Source organism: Vogesella oryzae (genome assembly GCF_902829295.1).
In the GTDB taxonomy this organism is placed as follows: Bacteria; Pseudomonadota; Gammaproteobacteria; order Burkholderiales; family Chromobacteriaceae; genus Vogesella; species Vogesella oryzae.
Genome location: NZ_CADEPL010000012.1, coordinates 20,715 through 39,476, shown reverse-complemented (window position 1 = coordinate 39,476; position 18,762 = coordinate 20,715). Strand labels below are relative to the sequence as shown.

Sequence of the window (18,762 nt, the reverse complement as noted above, 5' to 3'; positions counted from 1 at the left end):
AATGCGGCATATTCGCGCCCCTGCGCGATAGTCCACAACGCTATCGTCGCCACATCACAACAGACTGGCACCCGGCTCCGACAGGGCTGGTGTCGCTGGCGACAACGGGACAAGATAAATGGGTTTGCTACGCAAAAAGGATGTGCGCCAGATGATGGCCGCCCCGCAGGGGGCTGCCGTACTGCGCAAGGAGCTGTCCGCCTTTGACCTCACCATGCTGGGTATCGGCGCCATCATCGGTACCGGTATTTTCGTACTCACCGGTACCGGCGCCACCGTGGCCGGTCCGGGACTGGTGCTGTCGTTCATCATCGGCGCCATTGCCTGCGGCTTTGCCGCGCTGTGCTATGCCGAGTTCGCTTCCATGCTGCCGGTCTCCGGCTCTACCTATACCTATGCCTACGCCACGCTGGGCGAGATCATTGCCTGGATCATCGGCTGGGACCTGATGCTGGAGTACCTGCTGGCTTCATCCGCGGTATCGGTAGGCTGGTCCGGTTACTTCCAGAGCCTGCTATCGGGCTTCGGTATCCATCTGCCGGATGCGCTGACTGCCGCCGCCGGTGCGCGGCCCGGCGTGGAGACACTCTTCAACCTGCCGGCCTTCGTGATTGCGATGCTGATTACCGCCTTGCTGGCGTTCGGCATCAAGGAATCGAAGAAGGTGAACAACTTCGTGGTGCTGATCAAGGTTGCCGTGGTGCTGCTGTTTATCGCCATTGCGGTATGGCATGTGAAGCCGGCTAACTGGAATCCGGCACTGCCTTACGGCATGAGCGGGGTGTTCCAGGGTGCGGCCATCGTGTTCTTCAGTTTCCTCGGCTTTGATGCGGTGACTTGTGCGGCAGAAGAGGTGAAGAACCCGGAGAAGGACATTCCGAAAGGGGTGATCTGGTCGCTGGCGATCTGCTCGCTGCTGTACGTGATCGTGTCTGCCATCATGACCGGTATCGTGCCGTTCATGCAGTTCAAGGGCATCGACCATCCGGTGTCGCTGGCGCTGCAAGTGGCCAAGCTGGACTGGTTTGCCGGTTTCGTCGATCTGGGCGCCATCCTCGGCATGCTGACCGTGATTCTGGTGATGACCTATGGCCAGACCCGCATCCTGTTTGCCATGTCGCGTGACGGCCTGCTGCCCAAGGTGTTCTCAGAGGTGCATCCCAAGTACGGCACCCCGTACAAGGCAACCTGGCTGATTGGTAGCATCATCGCGCTGATCGCCGGTTTCGTGCCGCTGGGCACTCTGGCCGAGCTGGTGAACATCGGCACTCTGGCCGCGTTCAGCCTGATTGCCGCCGCCATCATTGTGCTGCGCAAGCGCGAGCCGGACCTGCCGCGCAAATTCCATTGCCCGGGTGTGCCGTACGTGCCGGCGCTGGCCATCGTGTTCTGCGTGTTCCTGATGACGCAGCTGTCCAGCCTGACCTGGCTGTGCTTCATCATCTGGCTGGTAATCGGCCTGCTGGTGTACTTCGGCTATTCGCGCCAGCGCTCACACCTGCACAAGGCGTAATCGCTGCGGCCAACGTTGGCCGCCAGCCAAAAGACAAAACCCCCGTCTGACGACGGGGGTTTTGCTTTGGACGCAGACGGCGGGGTCGAGTCGCCGTTTGAGGTCGAAAGGCTTAGTGGAACTGCTCTTCTTCGGTGGAACCGGTCAGCGCGGTCACCGAGGACTTGCCACCCTGGATCACGGTGGTGATGTCATCGAAGTAACCGGTACCCACTTCCTGCTGGTGCGACACGAAGGTGTAGCCACGATCGCGGGCCGCGAATTCCGGCTCCTGAACCTTCTCGACGTAGGCGGACATGCCGCGAGCCACGTAGTCTTGTGCCAGATCGAACATGTTGTACCACATGTTGTGGATGCCAGCCAGGGTGATGAACTGGTACTTGTAGCCCATGGCGCCCAGTTCGCGCTGGAACTTGGCGATGGTGGCATCGTCCAGGTTCTTCTTCCAGTTGAAGGACGGCGAGCAGTTGTAGGCCAGCAGTTTGCCCGGATGCTTGGCATGGACTGCCTCGGCGAACTTGCGGGCGAACTCCAGATCCGGGGTGCCGGTTTCGCACCATACCAGGTCGGCGTACTCGGCGTAGGCTACGGCGCGGCTGATGGCCTGCTCCAGACCTTTCTTGGTCTTGTAGAAGCCTTCGGCAGTGCGCTCGCCGGTCAGGAACGGACGATCACGCTCGTCGCAGTCGCTGGTCAGCAGGTCGGCAGCTTCGGCGTCGGTACGGGCAATCACCAGGGTCGGCACGCCGTAGACGTCGGCAGCCATACGGGCTGCGATCAGTTTCTGTACCGCTTCCTGGGTCGGAACCAGTACCTTGCCGCCCATGTGGCCGCACTTCTTCACCGAAGCCAGCTGGTCTTCGAAGTGCACGCCACCGGCGCCGGCGCGGATCATCGCCTTCATCAGTTCGTAGGCGTTCAGTACGCCGCCGAAACCGGCTTCGGCGTCGGCCACGATCGGTGCGTAGTAGTCGATGTAGCCGGCGTCGCCGCGCTCGATACCCTTGGAATGCTGGATTTCGTCGGCACGGGTAAAGGCGTTGTTGATGCGCTCAACCACTTTCGGTACCGAGTCAACCGGGTACAGCGACTGGTCCGGGTACATGGCGGAGTATTCGTTGTTGTCGGCGGCAACCTGCCAGCCGGACAGATAGATGGCCTTGATGCCGGCCTTTACCTGCTGCATGGCCTGGCCGCCGGTCAGGGCGCCCAGACAGTTGATGTAGGGTTCGTTGTTCACCAGTTGCCACAGCTTGTTGGCGGCATTGCGGGCCAGCGTGTGTTCAACCTGTACGGAGCCGCGCAGGCGCTCCACGTCGGCGGCGGTATAGCCACGCTTGATACCTTTCCAGCGTGGATTTTCGTCCCAGTCTTTCTGGATGGCGGCGATGCGTTGTTCACGAGTCGTCATGGTGATGAACCCTTCACTTGATAGTTGCGTTTTGCCGCCTAAGCGGCGCTCCCAGTTCTCTTGTTGCCTGCCGGTCTTGCCGGCGTTTTTTGCGTGAGCACCAGCCTGTTTTGGTAGCTGGTTTTACTGCCGGAAACCGCCCCGGATAAGGGGGCTGGCGGGCCGTGCAGTAGCGCTGTTGTGAAATCATTTAATCATAAAAAAAATGCGTTGTGTGCACTGCAGCACAAAAAAAATCCTTTGTTTTCAAATGCTAACAAGCGTGCGCAGAAACGAATAAATTTGAATGGTAATTTTTGTGCAATGCGAAAAAAAAGGTAAACAAACGCGCCGGATCCGGCTTTCTGGCGAGGGCTTGAAATGCCAGTTAAAGGCCTTATATAGCGAGGGTGTTTATGACTTCACCCAAATGGATGCGCCATGCAGGAAAACCAGAATTCCCAAGCAGAAGAAGTGCTTACGCAAACTGATGCCGCCGCCGCAGAAGCCGCAGCCGCACTGGAGCAGACGCCGGAGCAGCGCATTGCCGCGCTGGAAGCCGAAGTGGCGGAATGGAAAGACCAGTGTTTGCGCGCCAAGGCCGAAACCGAAAACATGCGCCGTCGCGCCGCTGAAGATGTGGTCAACGCACAGAAATTTGCTATCCAGAAGTTCGCCTCCGAACTGCTGGCAGTGAAGGACAGCCTGGAAATGGCGGTTCTGGATCAATCCGGCCAGTTCGAAAACCTCAAATTCGGCGTCGATCTGACGCTGAAGCAGCTGGTGGCCGCTTTCGAGAAAGGCCAGATCAGCGAGATCAACCCGGTCGGCGAGAAGCTGGATCCGCATAAACACCAGGCAATCAGCCAGGAAGAATCGGAAGCCGAGGCGAATACCGTGCTGCGCGTGATGCAAAAAGGTTACCTGATTACCGACCGTATCCTGCGTCCGGCGATGGTGGTGGTGTCCAAGCCGAAAGCCTGAAGGCCGGCGTGGTGCAAATCCCTCTTGAAATTGTGGCGATAGCCAATATCTGACAACTCAACCGGCAGCTGCGGCCAACATCGCGGTGCCTGAATCCAGTTAAAAGCATAGGAAGATTGAACATGGGCAAAATCATCGGTATTGACCTGGGTACTACCAACTCCTGCGTGGCAGTCGTTGAAGGCGGCAGCCCGAAAGTAATCGAAAACGCCGAAGGCGCACGCACCACCCCGTCTATCATCGCCTACATGGAAGATGGCGAGATTCTGGTTGGCGCCCCGGCCAAGCGCCAGGCAGTCACCAACCCGAAAAATACCCTGTACGCAGTGAAGCGCCTGATCGGCCGCCGCTTCGAAGACAAGGAAGTGCAGAAAGACATCGACCTGATGCCTTTCCAGATCAAGAAAGCCTCCAACGGCGATGCCTGGGTACAGGTGCGCGACAAGGAAATGGCGCCGCCGCAGATCTCCGCCGAAGTGCTGCGCAAGATGAAGAAGGCTGCCGAGGACTATCTGGGCGAAGAAGTGACCGAAGCCGTGATTACCGTACCGGCCTACTTCAACGACAGCCAGCGTCAGGCCACCAAGGATGCTGGCCGTATCGCCGGTCTGGACGTGAAGCGCATCATCAACGAACCGACTGCTGCCGCCCTGGCTTTTGGCCTGGCCAAGCAGGAAGGCGACCGCAAGATTGCCGTGTATGACCTCGGCGGCGGTACCTTCGACGTGTCCATCATTGAAATTGCCGACGTAGACGGCGAGCACCAGTTCGAAGTGCTGTCCACCAACGGTGACACCTTCCTCGGTGGCGAAGACTTCGACCAGCGTCTGATCGACTTCATCGTGACCGAGTTCAAGAAAGAGCAGGGCGTTGATCTGAAGAACGACGTAATGGCACTGCAGCGTCTGAAGGAAGCCGCGGAAAAAGCCAAGATCGAACTGTCTTCCGCCACCCAGACCGAAGTGAACCTGCCGTACATCACCATGGATGCCACCGGCCCGAAACACCTGGCGATGAAGATTACCCGCGCCAAGTTCGAAAGCCTGGTCGACGACCTGGTACAGCGCTCCATCGAGCCGTGCAAAGTGGCCCTGAAAGACGCCGGTGTATCGCTGGCCGACATCACCGACGTGATCCTGGTGGGTGGTCAGACCCGTATGCCGAAAGTACAGGACGCCGTGAAGGCCTTCTTCGGCAAGGAACCGCGCCGTGACGTGAACCCGGACGAAGCCGTGGCCGTGGGCGCCGCGATCCAGGGTTCGGTACTGTCCGGTGATCGCAAGGACGTGCTGCTGCTGGACGTTACCCCGTTGTCGCTGGGTATCGAAACCCTGGGCGGCGTGATGACCAAGCTGATCCAGAAGAACACCACCATCCCGACCAAGGCATCGCAGACTTTCTCCACTGCCGATGACAACCAGACCGCGGTAACCATCCACGTGCTGCAGGGTGAGCGTGAAAAGGCTGCGGCCAACAAGTCGCTGGGCCAGTTCAATCTGGGGGACATCCCGCCGGCACCGCGTGGCGTACCGCAGATCGAGGTCGAGTTCAACATCGACGCCAACGGTATCCTGCACGTGTCCGCCAAGGACAAGGCTTCCGGCAAGCAGGCCAACATCACCATCCAGGCTTCTTCCGGTCTGTCCGAAGCGGAAATCCAGCAGATGGTGCGTGACGCCGAGCTGAACGCCGAAGAAGACAAGAAGCTGCACGAGCTGGTGCAGGCCCGCAACCAGGGTGAAGGCCTGATTCACAGCGTGAAGAAATCGCTGGGCGAGTTCGGCGACAAGATTTCCGCCGACGAGAAAGCTGCGATCGAAACCGCGCTGAAAGAAGCCGAAGAAGTGATCAAGGGCGACGACAAGGAAGCCATCGATGCCAAGGTTCAGGCGCTGATGACTGCCTCGCATAAGCTGGCCGAGCACATGTACGCCGACAAGGGCGAGGAAGGTGCTGCTGCAGCCCAGCCGTCCGACGACAAAAAAGACGACGGTAACGTAGTCGACGCCGAATTCGAAGAAGTGAAGAAGTAAGCTTCCTCAATCGCGTCAAGGCACAGGCCCTCCGGGGCGCTGTGCCTTTTCCTTGATAGGCGGCCAACCTCTGGGGTTGGCACAACGGTGATACAGCATGGCGAAAAAGGATTTCTACGAGGTACTCGGTGTCAACCGCGATGCCTCGGAAGACGACATCAAGAAGGCTTATCGCAAGCTGGCGATGAAGTACCACCCGGACCGCAATACGGACAGCAAGGAAGCCGAAGACAAGTTCAAGGAGGTGAAAGAAGCCTACGAGATCCTGTCCGACAGCCAGAAGCGCGCAGCCTATGACCAGTACGGTCATGCCGGTGTCGACCCGCAGGCCGGCATGGGCGGCGGCGGTGCCGGCTTCGGCGGTTTCGATTTCGGCGATATTTTCAGCGACATCTTTGGTGGTGGTCAGCGTGGTGGCGGCCGCTCCAATGTGTATCGCGGTTCCGACCTGCGCTACAACATGGAAATCACGCTGGAAGAAGCCGCGCGTGGCTGCGAGAAGCAGATCCGCATTCCGTCGCATGAAAACTGCGACGCGTGCCACGGCACTGGCGCCAAGCCGGGCACCCAGCCCAAGACCTGCCGCACCTGCGGCGGTCACGGCCAGGGGCGCATGAGCCAGGGCTTCTTCTCCATCCAGCAGACCTGCCCGACCTGCCACGGTAGCGGCAAGGAAATTACCGATCCGTGCCACAAGTGCCACGGTGCTGGCCAAGTGAAAACCCACAAGACGCTGAACGTGAAGATTCCAGCCGGCGTGGACGAGGGCGATCGCATCCGTCTGGCGGGCGAGGGCGAACCGGGCCAGAACGGCGGCCCGGCGGGTGACCTGTTCGTGGTTACCCACGTCAAGAAACACAGCGTGTTCGAACGCGACGGCAAGGATCTGCATTGCGAGATGCCGATCAGCTTTGCTACCGCTGCACTGGGGGGCGAGGTGGAAATCCCGACCCTGGACGGCATGGTGAAAGTGAAAATCGCGGCGGAAACCCAGTCCGGCCGTGTTTACCGCGTGCGTGGCAAGGGCGTGAAGTCGGTGCGTGGCAGCGACTATGGCGACCTGATGTGCCATGTGGTGGTGGAAACCCCGGTGGCGCTGACCGAGCGGCAGAAAGAGTTGCTGCGCGAGTTCGAGGCCATCAGCCAGGGTGATGTAGCGACCCACAGCCCGCGCACCAAGTCGTTCATGGACAAGCTGAAGGACTTCTTCGGCTAAGCCTGTCGCCGGTTTGTTGTATTTTCATCGCGCCGTTCTGCGTTGCAGGCGGCGCGATTTTCATTGTCAAAGCAATGTTATGCGCCGATGCGGCGATTGTCTGACAAATAATGGCTAATGTATCCAGCCATCTATGCCTGCTCTTCATGTTTCAGTATGGTGGCGGCTTCGCAGCGGACAACAAGATTCGCGCGAAAGGCTTCTTGACAGGAAGCCCCCCGTTTCGGGACGACACAACACTGATCAGTAAGGAGCAAACATGCAGGAACTGGTTGATTTTCTGAATGGCTGGATCTGGAGCAAGGGCCTGATTTTCCTTTGCCTGGGTGTGGGCCTGTTCTTCTCGCTGCGCACCCGTTTTGCGCAGGTACGCCACTTTGGCGAAATGATTCGTCTGATGTTCGACGGCAAGTCCAGCGATAGCGGCGTGTCGTCTTTCCAGGCGCTGGCCATGACCCTGGCCGGTCGCGTCGGTACCGGTAACATCGCCGGTGTCGCTACTGCCATTACTTTCGGCGGCCCGGGCGCCTTGTTCTGGATGTGGATGGTTGCCTTCCTTGGTGCCAGCTCTGCCTTCGTCGAGTCTACCCTCGGCCAGATCTACAAGGAAAAGATCAACGGTGAATTCCGTGGCGGCCCGGCCTTCTACATTGAGAAGGGCCTTGGCATGAAGCCATTCGCGATCGTGTTTGCTATCGCGACCGTGTTTGCCTGCGGCGTGCTGCTGCCGGGCACCCAGTCCAACTCCATCGGTGCCGGCCTGCAGAATGCATTGGGCATCGACCCGAACGTGACTGCTGCCATTCTGGCGCTGATGCTGGGCTTCATCATCTTCGGTGGCGTGAAGCGTATCGCTTCCTTTGCCGAGATCGTGGTGCCGTTCATGGCGCTGGCCTACATCATCGTGGCCTGCGTGATCGTGGCGCTGAACATCCATCAGCTGCCTGGCATTCTGGCGTTGATCTTCAAGAGCGCCTTCGGTCTGGATTCCGCCTTTGGTGCCATCCTGGGTCTGGCGATCCAGTGGGGCGTGAAGCGTGGCGTGTACTCCAACGAAGCAGGTCAGGGTACCGGCCCGCACGCATCGTCCGCCGCTGCGGTATCGCATCCGGCCAAGCAGGGTCTGGTACAGGCGTTCTCGGTGTACATCGACACCCTGTTCGTCTGCTCCGCTACCGCCTTCATGCTGCTGATCACCGGCCAGTACAACGTACAGGGTCCGGATGGCCATGCCATGCATACCGGTATCGCCGGTGTCGCTGCTGGTCCGGGCTATGTGCAGACCGCGATGGAAAACATCATGCCGGGCTTCGGTTCCATCTTCGTGGCCGTGGCATTGTTCTTCTTTGCCTTCACCACCATCATCGCCTACTACTACATCGCCGAAACCAACATCGCCTACCTGAGCCGCAAGGTCAACCGTCCATGGCTGACGCTGGTGCTGAAGTTCGCGATCATGGCGACCGTGGTATACGGCACCGTGAAGACTGCCGATCTGGCCTGGGGTATGGGTGACATCGGTGTCGGCATGATGGCATGGATGAACATCGCTGCGATCCTGCTGCTGCAGAAGCCGGCCTTTATCGCCCTGCGCGACTACGAAGCCCAGAAGGCGAAAGGTCTGGATCCGGTATTCCACCCAGAAAAACTGGGTATCAAGGGCGCCGACTACTGGACCGGCCACCAGTCGGAAGACAACCTGGACGAAGAACGCAAGCACGGCGGCCAGCCGGTGTACGACAAGGTGTGATAGCCTTGCCGCAATCTGCGTAACCAATTTGACGCCGGGATTTCCCGGCGTTTTTTCATTGTTGGGCTAAGCCATGGATTTGCTGCATTCCACCTGGTTCTGGGTTCTGGCGATTGTCGGTCCCATCGTTTCCGTCATCGGCACCCTGGCGAAGTTGTCGAAAAAGCAGGGGCCGATCAAGCTGCCCCCCGGGGTGATTCCCGGAACCTATGCCACCGACAAGCAGGACGACGAGGACAAGGCAGACGGGGCGGCGAAAAAACCGTAGCGTTACGTGCCGGTATGGCGGCCAACCTTTGCGCCGCAGCAAATTGCCGTGAACCAATGCTGGGCGCATTGTCATAGCTTTGCTATCTTGCTTGCCGAATTCCTTACCGACTTTGCCGAAAGAGCTGCCGATGTTCACCAATCGCTATTTCCCCGCTACCCGCATGCGCCGTATGCGCCGTGACGAGTTTTCCCGCCGCCTGATGCGCGAGAACGTGCTGACCACCAATGACCTGATCTATCCGGTGTTCGTGCTGGAAGGCGAGGGTCGCGAGCAACCGGTGGCCTCGATGCCGGGCGTGGTGCGCCAGAGTCTGGACAAGCTGCTGTATACCGCGGAAGAAGCGTTGCAGCTGGGCATCCCGATGCTGTCCCTCTTTCCGGTGATCGAGACCGGTAAGGACAACTCAGGCGAAGAGGCCTTCAATCCGGACGGTCTGGTGCCGACCGTGGTGCGCGAGCTGAAAGCCCGCTTCCCGGAGCTGGGGATCATGACCGATCTGGCGCTGGACCCGTACACCGTGCATGGTCAGGATGGCATCCTGGACGATAGCGGTTACGTGCTGAACGACGAAACCACCGAGATCCTGGTACAGCAGGGCCTGTGCCATGCTGCTGCCGGCGTCGATGTACTCGGCCCGTCCGACATGATGGATGGCCGCATCGGTGCCATCCGCAGCGCACTGGAAGACGAAGGCTATATCCACACCAAGATTCTGGCCTATAGCGCCAAGTACGCCTCGGCGTTCTACGGTCCGTTCCGCGATGCGGTCGGCTCTGCGGCCAACCTCGGCAAAGCCGATAAGTACACCTACCAGATGGATCCGGCCAACCTCGACGAGGCGCTGTACGAAGTAGCGATGGATCTGGAAGAGGGCGCCGACATGGTGATGATCAAGCCGGGCATGCCGTATCTGGACGTGATCCGCCGCGTGAAGGATCACTTCAAGGTGCCGACCTACGCCTACCAGGTGTCCGGCGAATACGCGATGCTGAAGGCCGCATTCCAGAACGGCTGGCTGGATGAAGAAAAGTGCATGCTGGAAAGCCTGCTGGCGTTCAAGCGTGCCGGTGCCGACGGGATCCTCACTTATTTCGCCATGGATGTCGCGCGTCTGCTCAAGCGCTGAGCGCTGCTCCGGCAATACAAGCGGCCAACCCTGTAGCGGGGTTGGCCGCTTGTTTTTGGGGCGCTTATTACGTGCGGTTACCCATGCGGCCTGATGATGGCCCTATCCTGCCCGCCACGTAACGCCAGGTAACGAAAGCACGTTGCGGCCAACATGCGGAAACAGCTGGCTTACATACCTGTTGTCGCGGGCGGCATAGGATGTGTTCAAGGGCAAGTCGCATGGGTGACACCCGGACTTCACATCTCATATCACAGGAGTGAGCATCATGAAAAAACTGACCGCACTGACCGTCGCTGCCGTACTGGGTCTGACTTCCATGGCAGGTTTTGCTGCCGATGCCGCTAAGCCGGCCGATGCCGCCGCCAAGCCGGCTGTGGTACAGAAGGCCCCGGCCAAGCAAGCCATGCACAAGAAAGTGATGCATAAGAAGGCTGTGCACAAGAAACATGCCGTCAAGCATCACAAAGCAGCAATGAAAAAAGCCGCATCCGCTGCCAAGTAAAGCGGACTGATCTTGCCGCCGGGCCAAGACACGACGCCCGGCCAGCTGAAACACATTCTCTGGAGTGACCACCATGAAAAAACTGACCGCACTAACCGTTGCCGCTGTTCTGGGCCTGACTTCCATGGCCGGTTTTGCTGCCGATGCCACCAAGCCGGCCGACGCTGCCGCCAAGCCGGTAGTGGTACAAAAGGCTCCGGCCAAAAAAGCCATGCACAAGAAAGTGTCGCACAAGAAGCATGCTGCCAAGCACCACAAGGTAATGGCGAAAAAAGCAGCTTCTGCTGCCAAGTAAGCGTTAGTCGATGAACAGGCTTGGTGCTGCCGTGCTGGCGACGCTGTGCGGGCTGATTGCGGCGGCCAGTTTCGCCGAAGAGCCGCCTGCGGTGAATATCGTGGTGGCGAATACCGTCAACCGCTCGCCGCTAGTCAAGCCTGTGCATCACAAGCAAGCGCACAAGCACATCGTGCATGCGCACAAGGTGTTCCGGCAGCTACCGCCGCCAACCGGATCCGACGCGAAGTAAGCCAAACCCCCGCCATGCGGGGGTTTTTGTTTTCATGCGGCAAGACCGCTTGCGATCGGTGTGGCCTCCGATGTTGCTTATCCGCGTGGCGTTTTGCGGGCGAAGGTCTGGCAGTCGTGCCCGGTGCTGTCGCGCACGTCCTGCAGCGGCTGGCGCTTGCTTTTGAAGTTCATCGCGCGGCAGCCATAGGGGAAGCGCGCATCGTGGGTGATGTAATAGTGGCGACAAAAGCGGCAACTGACGGTGGCAGCAGGTTTCACGGTTAAAACGGAGACTCCGGTTGGGTACAGACAGGCAGCGGCTATGCTGTAAGACAACGGTAACACCGGCGGGCGCAAAATCGTTGGCTACTGTATCTGAACATGCCTATTTTGCCGGCCTACAATGGTGGCAGTATAGCCGTGCCTGCCGTTATCCGGTGGCGCCACTTTCAAGGAAACCAGGATGAACCATACCTACCTTGCCCACCTGCAAGCCACGCTGGCACAGATCCGTGCCGAAGGTTACGAGAAGCCGGAGCGGGTGATTGCCTCGCCGCAGCGCGCGGACATCGATCTGGCCGGCGGCCAGCATGTATTGAACTTCTGCGCCAACAACTACCTTGGTCTCGCCGATGACCAGCGCCTGATCGATGCCGCCAAGCAGGGCATGGACGATTACGGTTACGGTTGCGCCTCGGTGCGCTTCATCTGCGGTACCCAGCAGGTACACAAGGATCTGGAAGCTGCCATTTCCGGCTTTCTCGGTACCGACGACACCATCCTGTATTCCAGCTGCTTCGATGCCAACGGTGGCGTTTTCGAAACCCTGCTGGGCGAGGAAGACGCGGTCATCTCCGACGAGCTGAATCACGCCTCGATTATCGATGGTGTGCGGCTGTGCAAGGCCAAGCGCTTCCGTTACAAGAACAACGATATGGCCGATCTGGAGTCCCAGCTGCAGGCCGCCGAGGCTGCCGGCGCGCGCTTCAAGCTGATCGTGACCGACGGTGTGTTCTCCATGGACGGCATCATTGCCGACCTGAAGTCGATCTGTGATCTGGCCGATCGCTACAGTGCGCTGGTGATGGTGGATGATTCGCACGCAGTCGGCTTCATCGGCGAAACTGGTGCCGGTACCCCGGAGTTGTGCGGCGTAAGCGAGCGGGTGGATATCTACACCGGCACGCTGGGCAAGGCGCTGGGTGGTGCCTCCGGTGGTTACGTTTCCGGACGCCAGCCGGCGATCGATCTGTTGCGCCAGCGCTCGCGCCCGTATCTGTTCTCCAACACCCTGGCACCGGCCATTGCCGCGGCCAGCCTGAAAGTCCTGGAGATTCTCAAGGGTGCAGAGGGCGCCGAATTGCGCGCCAGACTGAAGCGCAATGCCGAGGCGTTCCGCAAGGGCATGAGTGCCGCCGGCTTTACCCTGGTGCCGGGCCAGCATCCGATCATTCCGGTGATGCTGGGCGATGCCCGTCTGGCGGGCGAAATGGCGGCCGCGCTGCTGGCCGAGGGGGTATACGTGATCGGTTTCTCCTACCCGGTAGTGCCCAAGGGCAAGGCGCGCATCCGTACCCAGATGTCCGCCGGCCACACGCCGGAGCAGGTAGAACATGCTGTTGCCGCCTTCATCAAGGTTGGCCGCGAACTGGGCGTGATTTAAGCAGGCAATCAGGAGAACGCGAAGAATGAAAGCACTTGCCAAACTGCAGGCGGCCCCCGGGCTGTCGATGACCGATGTCGCGATGCCGGAAGTCGGCCACAACGACCTGCTGATCAAGATTCACAAGACCGCCATCTGCGGCACCGATATCCATATCTGGAACTGGGATGAATGGGCGCAGAAAACCATTCCGGTACCGATGCACGTCGGCCACGAATACGTCGGCGTGGTCGCCGGCATGGGCTCGGAAGTGCAGGGTTTCAAAATCGGCCAGCGCGTATCCGGCGAAGGCCACATCACCTGCGGTTATTGCCGCAACTGTCGCGCCGGCCGTCGCCACCTGTGCCGCAACACCACCGGTGTCGGCGTCAACCGCGAAGGCTCGTTTGCCGAGTACCTGGTGATCCCGGCGTTCAACGCCTTCCCGATCCCGGACGATATCTCTGACGATCTGGCGGCCATTTTCGACCCGTTCGGCAATGCGGTGCATACCGCACTGTCGTTCAATCTGGTGGGCGAGGATGTACTGATTACCGGTGCCGGCCCGATCGGCATCATGGCGGTGGCGATTGCCAAGCATGTCGGCGCACGGCATGTGGTGATTACCGACGTCAACGATTACCGGCTGGAACTGGCGCGCAAGATGGGCGCCACCCGCGCGGTAAACGTGGCCACGGAAAACCTGCACACGGTGATGCAGGAACTGCACATGACCGAAGGCTTCGATGTGGGGCTGGAAATGTCCGGTAACCAGCAGGCGTTCCGCCAGATGCTGGATGTGATGAACCACGGCGGCAAGGTGGCGTTGCTGGGTATTCCGCCGGCCAATACCGCCATCGACTGGAACCAGGTGATCTTCAAGGGCCTGGAAATCAAGGGTATCTATGGCCGCGAGATGTTCGAGACCTGGTACAAGATGGTGGCACTGATCCAGTCTGGCCTCGACATCAACCCGATCATCACCCACCACTTCAAGGTGGACGATTTCGAAGCCGGCTTTGCCGCTATGCTGTCCGGCCAGAGCGGCAAGGTGATTCTGGACTGGCGATAAGCCGATACGGCGGCCAACGTTGGCCGCAAGCAAAAAGCCCGCGTTTGCGGGCTTTTTTCATGCTGGATTTACAGGCCGGGAAAATCCAGCGGCAGGTCCGGGCTGAACAGCGTGCTGCTGTTGAAGCTGCTGTGCAGGCCGTCGCCCACCACGCAATTGCGGCCGCTGCGTTTGGCGTGATACAGCCGCTGGTCCGCTTTCTGCAGCAGCTGGGCCGCCTGCTGTTGCGGCAGCGGCAGGCAGCCGGCGATGCCGACGCTGATGGTGACGAAACCGGACGCGTTTGAGTCCGGGTGCGGTATTGCCAGCCGTTCGACATTGCGGCGCAGGGTATCCATCAGCAGCCAGGCGCCATCGGCCGGTGTGGCCGGTAATATCACCACGAACTCCTCGCCGCCGTAACGGGCGGCAAAGTCGGTACTGCGCAGCAGACTGCCGGAAATGGTACGCGCCACCTGGCGCAGCACGCTGTCGCCACGGGCATGGCCGCACAGGTCGTTGTACTGTTTGAAGCAATCGACATCGATGATGGCCACCGACAGCTCGCAGCCGCTGCGTACCGCATGATCCCATTCGGCGAGAAACACCTTGTCCAGCTGGCGGCGGTTGGGCAGCTCGGTAAGGCCGTCGATGTTGGCCAGCGTTTCCAGCATGCGGCGCTGGCGTTGCAGCTTCAGGTGGGTAGCGACGCGCGCCTTGACGATGATGGGGTTGAGCGGTTTGGTGATGTAGTCGACGGCGCCGAATTCCAGGCCGCGGGCTTCGTCCTCGGCGGTATTGAGCGCGGTGACGAAGATGACCGGGATGTGCTTGGTGCGGGCATCGGCCTGCAGCCGCTGCAGTACCGCGTAGCCATCCATGCCCGGCAAGATCACGTCCAGCAATACCAGGTCGGGTTGCTGCTCCAGCGCCAGCTGCAATGCGGCGCTACCGCTGGCGGCGGTGAGGACGCGATAATCCGGCTGCAGCAATCCTTGCAGCAGGTGCAGATTGATCTCGACGTCATCGACGACAAGGATGGTCTGGGTCGTGTTCATCGGTGCCCGGCATCTCCAGAAGCGCAGTACTTTAGCATGCTGCAATTCAACAAGGTATTTTTATGACATTTGTATTTGCGTAAATGTTGCTGGCTGTATCTTAAATGCCAGTGCCGCAGGGTGCTGGTGCCGCGCAGCTGCGGCCAACTGCAAACGGTTTTCCCGGTGTTGCGTAAACGGTTAGAATCCTTCCTTGTTTCTCAATCTACTCCGTTTGCCACATGCTCACTTTTCAGGAAATCATCCTTACCCTGCAGCACTACTGGAACCGTCAGGGCTGCGCCTTGCTCCAGCCGTACGATACCGAAGTGGGCGCAGGCACCTCGCATACCGCAACCTTCCTGCGTGCCCTCGGCCCGGAACCGTGGAATGCGGCCTACGTGCAGCCTAGCCGCCGCCCGAAAGACGGCCGCTATGGCGAGAACCCGAACCGCCTGTTCCAGCATCACCAGTTCCAGGTGGTGCTGAAGCCGTCGCCATCCAATATCCAGGAACTGTACCTTGGCTCGCTGCAGGAGCTGGGCATCGACCCGACCGTGCACGACATCCGCTTCGTGGAAGATGACTGGGAAAACCCGACGCTGGGCGCCTGGGGTCTGGGCTGGGAAGTGTGGCTCAACGGCATGGAAGTGACGCAGTTCACCTATTTCCAGCAGGTTGGCGGCCTGGATTGCAAGCCGGTGCTGGGCGAGATCACCTACGGCCTGGAACGTCTGGCGATGTACCTGCAGGACATCGAGAACGTGTACCAGCTGGTATGGACCTACCTGCCGGACGGTACGCCGGTGACTTATGGCGACGTGTTCTTCCAGAACGAATTCGAGCAGTCCAAGTTTGCCTTCGAGGAAAGCAATGTCGAGCTGCTGTTCAAGCAGTTCACCGACTACGAAGCCGAAGCCAAGCGCCTGCTGGAAGCCGGCCTGCCGTTGCCGGGTTACGAGATGATTCTCAAGGCCGGCCACAGCTTCAACCTGCTGGATGCCCGCGGCGCCATCTCGGTGACCGAGCGCGCCGCCTACATCGGCCGCATCCGCAACCTGGCGCGTGGCGTGGCGCAAGCCTACTACGAAGCGCGGGAAGCGCTGGGCTTCCCGATGTGCAAGAAAGCCTGATTGCATGAAGACGTGGGCAATCATCTTCGTCATCCTGGCCGCGCTGGCCGGGATGAGCTGGTATTGGCAGAGCTGGGACAGCAATCCGGTTCAGCAAGGCAAGTTCGAGGTGTACCAGTCCGGTGACGCCCTGGAGCTGTCGCTGGATCTGGATGCCATCGCCAATGTCAACGAAGGTTTTGTCCGTTTCGTCAACCAGGAGCGTTTTGCCGACAAGAAACAGGAGCCGGCGCTGGGCATCAGCTACCAGGTGCGCCGCCTCGAAGGCCGCGCCGACTGCCAGAACCGGCAGTATGCCTTTGTGAATACCTCCTACTGGACGGCCAACGGCAAGCATGTCTACACCCAGATGTTCCAGTTGCAGCGTTTCAACTGGACCTTTATCCCGGTGGAAACCGGTTCCATTGCCGACACCATGCTGCAGATCGTCTGCCGCCTGGCACCTGACGCTCCTCGCCTGAAAATTGAATGATCATGACCCAAACCGCGACCCTGCTGATTGAACTGCTGACCGAAGAACTGCCGCCGAAGGCGCTGGAAAAACTGGCAGCCAGCTTTGCCGATACCATTACCGACGAACTGAAGAAACTGCAGTTCGTGGCCGCCGACGTTGCGGCCAACGTTTACGCCAGCCCGCGCCGCATGGCGGTGCAGATTCCGGCCGTGGCCGCGATCCAGCCGGACCAGCACATTGTGCGCCGTGGCCCGGCGGTGTCCGCCGGCATGAAAGACGGCCAGCCGTCGCCGGCACTGGCCGGCTTCGCCCGCTCCTGCGGCGTGGACGTGAGCCAGCTGACCACCGTGCATGACGGCAAGCAGGACGTATTTGCCTACGAATCCACCAAGGCCGGCGAAAACCTGACTGCGGTGCTGTCCGGCATCGTGGCGGCCGCGCTGAAAAAGCTGCCGGCACCGAAGCTGATGCGCTGGGGCGATCTGGATGTGCAGTTCGTGCGTCCGGTACATGGCCTGGTGATGCTGCACGGCGACGCGCTGATCGACGGCGAAGTACTTGGGCTGAAGAGCCGCAACTTCACCCGTGGCCACCGTTTCCTGTCCGCCGGCGACGTGACCATCGCCAATGCCGATGCCTATGCCCGTACGCTGGCAGAAGAAGGCAAAGTGATTGCCAGCTTTACCGCCCGCCGCGAGCTGATCGGCCACAAGCTGGCCGAAGCGGCTGCCAAGCTCGGCGCCACCATCGCTGCGCCGGATGCGCTGTTTGACGAAGTCACCGCGCTGGTGGAATGGCCGGTAGTACTGGAGGCAGGCTTCGAAGCCGAGTTCCTCAACGTACCGCAGGAATGCCTGATCCTGACCATGCAGCAGAACCAGAAGTATTTCCCGCTGCTGGATGCACAGGGCAAGCTGATCAACCGCTTCCTGCTGGTGTCCAACCTGCAGGCAGCAGACCCGCGCTACATCATCGGCGGCAACGAGCGCGTGCTGCGCGCACGTCTGTCCGATGCCAAGTTCTTCTACGAGCAGGACCAGAAGCACCGCCTCGACAGCCGTCTGCCGCGGCTGGAACACGTGGTGTACCACAACAAGATCGGCAACCAGCTGGAGCGCATCACCCGCCTGTCCAGCATTGCCGCCGCCATTGCCGGCAAGCTCGGCGCCGACAGCTCGCTGGCCGGTCGCGCTGCTTATCTGGCCAAGGCTGATCTGGTGTCCGACATGGTCGGCGAGTTCCCGGAGCTGCAGGGCATCATGGGCCGCTACTACGCGCGCCTGGACGGCGAGGACGACGTCGTCGCCGATGCCATCGAAGGTCACTACCATCCGCGCTTTGCCGGTGACAGCCTGCCGCAAGGCCCGATTGCCACCGCCGTGGCACTGGCCGACAAGCTGGAAACCATCGTCGGTATCTGGGGTATCGGTTTGATCCCGACCGGCGACAAGGACCCGTTTGCGTTGCGTCGTGCCGCACTCGGCGTGCTGCGCATGGTGCTGGAAGCGCCGCTGGACCTGAAGGCGCTGCTGAGCGATACCGCCGCCGCGTTCCCGGCCGGCCTGCTGTCCGCCAGCGTGGTGGACGAGGTGCATGCCTTCTGCCTGGAACGCCTGAAAAACTATCTGGCCGCCGACTACAAGTCCGACGAGATCGATGCCGTGCTGGCACAAGCGCCGAGCATCATCAACGAAGTGCCGGCAGTGCTGGCCGCGGTTGCCCAGTTCAAGGCGCTGCCGGAGGCGGCAACGTTGGCCGCGGCCAACAAGCGGGTGAAGAACATCCTGAAAAAGGCCGAAGGCGACATCGCCGCCGTCAACCCGGCACTGTTCGCCGAGGATGCCGAGCGCGCGCTGTTCGACGCGGTGGAAGCGCTGGCGCCGGCGGTGGACGCCAAGTTTGCGGCTCATGACTTCGCCGGTGCGCTGACCCAGCTGGCCTCGCTGCGTGCGCCGGTGGATGCCTTTTTCGATGGCGTGATGGTGATGGCGGACGATCTGGCGGTGCGCGGCAACCGCATCGCACTGCTGGCAAGGTTGGCCGCACTGTTCAACCGCGTGGCGGATATTTCGCTGCTGGCCGAGTAAGAAGCCGCTTTGCCACGAAACCCGTGTGCCACCCTGGCAGGATGCCTGCTGGAGTGAGGCGC

The 18,762-nt window shown here is 60.4% G+C and carries 18 protein-coding genes; 15 read left to right on the top strand and 3 right to left on the bottom strand.

Annotated elements, in window-relative coordinates; genetic code table 11:
* The first annotated feature begins 118 nt into the window (after positions 1-118).
* Positions 119-1,513 (top strand): branched-chain amino acid transporter BcaP, encoded by a 1,395-nt coding sequence (gene bcaP, locus HU218_RS04855; protein WP_174873815.1) that lies wholly within the window; start codon positions 119-121, stop codon positions 1,511-1,513.
* Positions 1,514-1,625: 112 nt separating this feature from the next.
* Here bcaP and aceA read toward each other — a convergent pair whose 3' ends face one another.
* Complete coding sequence (aceA, locus tag HU218_RS04850) at positions 1,626-2,924, bottom strand: isocitrate lyase (RefSeq protein ID WP_174873814.1); 1,299 nt, start codon at positions 2,922-2,924, stop codon at positions 1,626-1,628.
* 420 nt (positions 2,925-3,344) lie between these two features.
* Here aceA and grpE point away from each other — a divergent pair, with 420 nt between their 5' ends.
* The 9 genes from grpE to HU218_RS04805 all read left to right on the top strand — a co-directional run bounded on the left by grpE (position 3,345) and on the right by HU218_RS04805 (position 11,315).
* Positions 3,345-3,887 (top strand): nucleotide exchange factor GrpE, encoded by a 543-nt coding sequence (gene grpE, locus HU218_RS04845; RefSeq protein ID WP_174873813.1) that lies wholly within the window; start codon positions 3,345-3,347, stop codon positions 3,885-3,887.
* Positions 3,888-4,009: 122 nt separating this feature from the next.
* Positions 4,010-5,920: a molecular chaperone DnaK gene (gene dnaK / locus HU218_RS04840; RefSeq protein WP_174873812.1), complete on the top strand. Its 1,911-nt coding sequence runs from the start codon at positions 4,010-4,012 to the stop codon at positions 5,918-5,920.
* Positions 5,921-6,017: 97 nt separating this feature from the next.
* Entirely contained in the window at positions 6,018-7,136 is a 1,119-nt protein-coding gene (dnaJ, locus tag HU218_RS04835) for a molecular chaperone DnaJ (protein WP_174873811.1), read from the top strand.
* Positions 7,137-7,395: 259 nt separating this feature from the next.
* Positions 7,396-8,886, top strand: a complete 1,491-nt coding sequence (locus HU218_RS04830) for an alanine/glycine:cation symporter family protein (RefSeq protein WP_174873810.1) — start codon at positions 7,396-7,398, stop codon at positions 8,884-8,886.
* 73 nt (positions 8,887-8,959) lie between these two features.
* Complete coding sequence (locus tag HU218_RS04825) at positions 8,960-9,154, top strand: hypothetical protein (RefSeq protein WP_174873809.1); 195 nt, start codon at positions 8,960-8,962, stop codon at positions 9,152-9,154.
* A gap of 130 nt (positions 9,155-9,284) precedes the next feature.
* On the top strand, positions 9,285-10,283 hold the full coding sequence (gene hemB, locus HU218_RS04820) for a porphobilinogen synthase (protein WP_174873808.1): 999 nt from the start codon (positions 9,285-9,287) through the stop codon (positions 10,281-10,283).
* A 268-nt stretch (positions 10,284-10,551) separates the two neighbouring features.
* Positions 10,552-10,788 (top strand): hypothetical protein, encoded by a 237-nt coding sequence (locus tag HU218_RS04815; protein ID WP_174873807.1) that lies wholly within the window; start codon positions 10,552-10,554, stop codon positions 10,786-10,788.
* A 73-nt stretch (positions 10,789-10,861) separates the two neighbouring features.
* Positions 10,862-11,083 (top strand): acid-shock protein, encoded by a 222-nt coding sequence (locus HU218_RS04810; RefSeq protein WP_174873806.1) that lies wholly within the window; start codon positions 10,862-10,864, stop codon positions 11,081-11,083.
* A gap of 31 nt (positions 11,084-11,114) precedes the next feature.
* Positions 11,115-11,315, top strand: coding sequence for a hypothetical protein (locus HU218_RS04805; protein ID WP_174873805.1), 201 nt, complete (start codon positions 11,115-11,117; stop codon positions 11,313-11,315).
* Positions 11,316-11,392: 77 nt separating this feature from the next.
* Here the strand turns inward: HU218_RS04805 and HU218_RS04800 are convergent, their stop codons facing one another.
* Entirely contained in the window at positions 11,393-11,575 is a 183-nt protein-coding gene (locus HU218_RS04800) for a hypothetical protein (protein ID WP_174873804.1), read from the bottom strand.
* Between the two features lie 184 nt (positions 11,576-11,759).
* On the opposite strand from HU218_RS04800, the gene HU218_RS04795 reads away from it, so the two are divergent.
* Both HU218_RS04795 and tdh read left to right on the top strand, forming a co-directional pair.
* Positions 11,760-12,959 (top strand): glycine C-acetyltransferase, encoded by a 1,200-nt coding sequence (locus HU218_RS04795; RefSeq protein WP_174873803.1) that lies wholly within the window; start codon positions 11,760-11,762, stop codon positions 12,957-12,959.
* A 25-nt stretch (positions 12,960-12,984) separates the two neighbouring features.
* Positions 12,985-14,010, top strand: coding sequence for an L-threonine 3-dehydrogenase (gene tdh, locus HU218_RS04790; protein ID WP_174873802.1), 1,026 nt, complete (start codon positions 12,985-12,987; stop codon positions 14,008-14,010).
* A 68-nt stretch (positions 14,011-14,078) separates the two neighbouring features.
* Here tdh and HU218_RS04785 read toward each other — a convergent pair whose 3' ends face one another.
* Positions 14,079-15,047 (bottom strand): diguanylate cyclase, encoded by a 969-nt coding sequence (locus HU218_RS04785; protein WP_174873801.1) that lies wholly within the window; start codon positions 15,045-15,047, stop codon positions 14,079-14,081.
* A gap of 221 nt (positions 15,048-15,268) precedes the next feature.
* On the opposite strand from HU218_RS04785, the gene glyQ reads away from it, so the two are divergent.
* The 3 genes from glyQ to glyS are packed head-to-tail and all read left to right on the top strand — an operon-like array spanning position 15,269 to position 18,700.
* Positions 15,269-16,159 carry a glycine--tRNA ligase subunit alpha gene (gene glyQ, locus HU218_RS04780; RefSeq protein WP_174873800.1) on the top strand — a complete coding sequence of 297 codons (891 nt, stop codon included), beginning with the start codon at positions 15,269-15,271 and terminating at the stop codon, positions 16,157-16,159.
* A gap of 4 nt (positions 16,160-16,163) precedes the next feature.
* A complete protein-coding gene (locus tag HU218_RS04775; protein WP_174873799.1) occupies positions 16,164-16,631 on the top strand; it encodes a surface-adhesin E family protein in 468 nt (155 codons plus the stop codon).
* Positions 16,628-18,700 carry a glycine--tRNA ligase subunit beta gene (glyS, locus tag HU218_RS04770; RefSeq protein ID WP_174873798.1) on the top strand — a complete coding sequence of 691 codons (2,073 nt, stop codon included), beginning with the start codon at positions 16,628-16,630 and terminating at the stop codon, positions 18,698-18,700. Before HU218_RS04775 ends, glyS begins: the two co-directional genes overlap by 4 nt.
* Positions 18,701-18,762 lie beyond the last annotated feature (62 nt).